The following is a 2,641-nucleotide window of genomic DNA, read 5'->3' as shown; positions in this document are numbered from 1 at the left end:
TATCAACTTCAGCAATGAAGCAATAGCTTGTTTTTATCTATCCTTAACCCCATTTTTACATATTTATTACTCCTTTTCATATGTCTCACAAGTCATTAATATAATTCCACCATTTAAGCTCCTCTGCCCCAGTATCTAAAACTTAAGATTTTAGCATTATATTAATAAAAAAAGTAAGAAATTTATATGAGGATTTCGTTATAGATTTTTCTAAAATGAAAATTTTGTGAACTTTATAACAAGATAACTTGTTAAACCATTTTCAATAACTTATAATCTTAACTGTATATGGTGTGTATGGTGTGTATGGTGTGCATCATACACAGTCACACTTGTCGATGGAGAGGTATTTAAATGAAAATTATTTTAAATAATGCATCAAATCAACCTTTATATCAACAAATAAAGGAACAAATTAAAGATTCTATATTTAATAATGAATTGACGGAAGGTGAACAATTACCATCAATCCGTGTATTGGCTAATGATTTACATGTAAGTATGTTAACCACAAAAAGAGTTTATGCGGAACTAGAATCCGAAGGTTTTATCGTTACCAGGGTTGGAAAAGGTACTTATGTAGCATCTACAAACTTGGAATTATTAATGGAATCTAAGCGTCATATGGTTGAAGTAAAATTGACAGAAGTGTGCAAAATGGCTCGAAGTATTGGAATCCATAATGAGGAACTCTATTCGATGTTAGATTTAATCTTAAAGGAGGAAAATGAAGAATGAATGCAGTGTTAGAAGTGAAGAATCTAAACAAAGCTTATGAGAATTTTTCATTAAAAGACGTGACATTTTCACTTAACCAGGACTGTATAACTGGTTTTATTGGTACTAATGGTTCTGGGAAAACTACTACTATTAAAGCTATCCTCGGGCTCGTACTCAAAGATTCGGGTAAAATTAGTTTTTTAGAAAAGGATATAGATAAACATGAACGAAAATCCAAAAATAAAATTGGTGTCGTGTTAGACGAAGGGTACTTTTACGATGAATTAACATTAAAAGAAATGAAGAATGTAATCGCCCCTTCTTATACTGAATGGGATGAGCAAGTTTTTTTAAAGTATATTAAACGATTTAATTTAAATCTAGGACAAAAAATTTCTACCCTCTCCAAAGGAATGCGAATGAAATTTGCAGTTGCTCTAGCTTTATCCCACCACGCAGATCTATTAATAATGGATGAACCCACAAGTGGACTTGATCCATTGGTTCGAAGTGAACTAATAGACATACTTCTAGATTTTATGAAAGAACCAGGAAAGAGTGTCTTTTTTTCTACTCATATTACCTCAGATCTAGATAAAATAGCAGACATGATTATTTTGATAGATGATGGTCAAATATTAATTGATGAAGAGAAAGATGCACTAGTGGAAACACATGCATTAGTAAAAGGTGATAATCAATTGATTAATAATCAAACAGAAAAACTCTTTTTGAATTTGAGTCAAACTAAATATGGATTTGAAGGGATTACTCATAAAATAGATGATGTTTGCCGGCTTATGCCTGGTGTTTTGATGGAAAGACCAACTATAGAAGATATAATGCTTTCTTATATTGGAGGAAATACATATGCTTATTAATCTTGTTGTAAAAGACATACTATTAGTAAAAAGATATTTTTCTATTTTACTCGTTTTCGCAGCAATTGCACCAATCTATCTTTCTACTCAGTTACACCTCAACGATGGTGGACTTATTGGTTTTCTTTTAACAGTAGTTTTTATGGAGCATATTTTGTTTGGTACAATATCCAAGTTCGAAGACCAATACAAAGGAGCAACTCTAATTTGTGCAACACCATATACTAGAAGTGCCTTTGTAAAAGCAAAATATCTCTTTCTATTGGTAGTTTTTCTTTGTGCCTCAATTATTCGAATGATAACTTCAATTATTATACCATCTGGTATCGAGAATCTTAGTATAAACGCTCTCGGAATAACATTCTTAGTTGTTAGTATTTTGTTTGGAATACTACTCCCTTTCCAATTTAAATTTGGTTTTGATAAAACAAGAATGATTTCTTTTATTGTTGTCTTTTTGACACCTTTTGTAGCTCCTACTCTTATAAAAGAAATTCAGTTAAGCCATCTAAATTTTACACTCCCTCTTCCATTCCCATCAATTATCATGGCATGGATGCCTTGTCTCATTTCAATAGTTATTAGCATTATATCAATGATAATTTCACTGAAGATATATGCAAAAAAAGATTTATAATTAGTTTAAGGGGTATTTTAAAAAATATGTTTTATCGCCCCATACTTATCGAAGTTACGTCAACGCACAAGATACTTCAGTTCTCAGCGTAGGAACTACTGACAAAGCCTACTAAAAAAGCTGGTAAATACATCGATGTTAACAGGTATCTGTCACTTCGAACATTTCGTTATTTACTTTCTAAATCTTGAGCATTAATCTATGTCTCGATTAAAATGCATCCCTTATCAATTAAGTGATGTATTTTATATATTTATTTGATAAAAAAGGAAGGATGAATGTTCAATCAACCGACACAACTACTTCTTAGGAAGTGTGTTATAGTTAATTCAGAATCAATACTGCTTAGCAGCATTAATTCTCACCTATCTTTTATTTATTTGTTTTTACACCAACTTAAAGT

At 31.0% G+C, this 2,641-nt stretch carries 3 protein-coding genes; all 3 read left to right on the top strand.

Annotated elements, in window-relative coordinates:
• The first annotated feature begins 354 nt into the window (after positions 1–354).
• Genes ACQGSG_RS28230 through ACQGSG_RS28220 form a run of 3 tightly spaced genes read left to right on the top strand, consistent with a single transcriptional unit; the run spans position 355 to position 2,238 of the window.
• Positions 355–738: a GntR family transcriptional regulator gene (locus tag ACQGSG_RS28230; RefSeq protein WP_000691660.1), complete on the top strand. Its 384-nt coding sequence runs from the start codon at positions 355–357 to the stop codon at positions 736–738.
• Positions 735–1,601, top strand: coding sequence for an ABC transporter ATP-binding protein (locus ACQGSG_RS28225; RefSeq protein ID WP_409532637.1), 867 nt, complete (start codon positions 735–737; stop codon positions 1,599–1,601). Before ACQGSG_RS28230 ends, ACQGSG_RS28225 begins: the two co-directional genes overlap by 4 nt.
• Entirely contained in the window at positions 1,591–2,238 is a 648-nt protein-coding gene (locus tag ACQGSG_RS28220; RefSeq protein ID WP_426948628.1) for an ABC-2 transporter permease, read from the top strand. Before ACQGSG_RS28225 ends, ACQGSG_RS28220 begins: the two co-directional genes overlap by 11 nt.
• Positions 2,239–2,641: the final 403 nt, after the last annotated feature.

This window comes from Bacillus sp. GMa5/1 (assembly GCF_050172015.1).
Taxonomy (GTDB): domain Bacteria; phylum Bacillota; class Bacilli; order Bacillales; family Bacillaceae_G; genus Bacillus_A; species Bacillus_A cereus.
The sequence above is the reverse complement of the archived record's forward strand: the minus strand, read 5'-3'. Positions and strand labels throughout refer to the sequence as shown.

Coding starts and splice junctions, on each gene's coding strand:
- ACQGSG_RS28230 (WP_000691660.1), top strand. CDS start 355: ATGAAAATTATTTTAAATAATGCATCAAATCAACCTTTATATCAACAA.
- ACQGSG_RS28225 (WP_409532637.1), top strand. CDS start 735: ATGAATGCAGTGTTAGAAGTGAAGAATCTAAACAAAGCTTATGAGAAT.
- ACQGSG_RS28220 (WP_426948628.1), top strand. CDS start 1,591: ATGCTTATTAATCTTGTTGTAAAAGACATACTATTAGTAAAAAGATAT.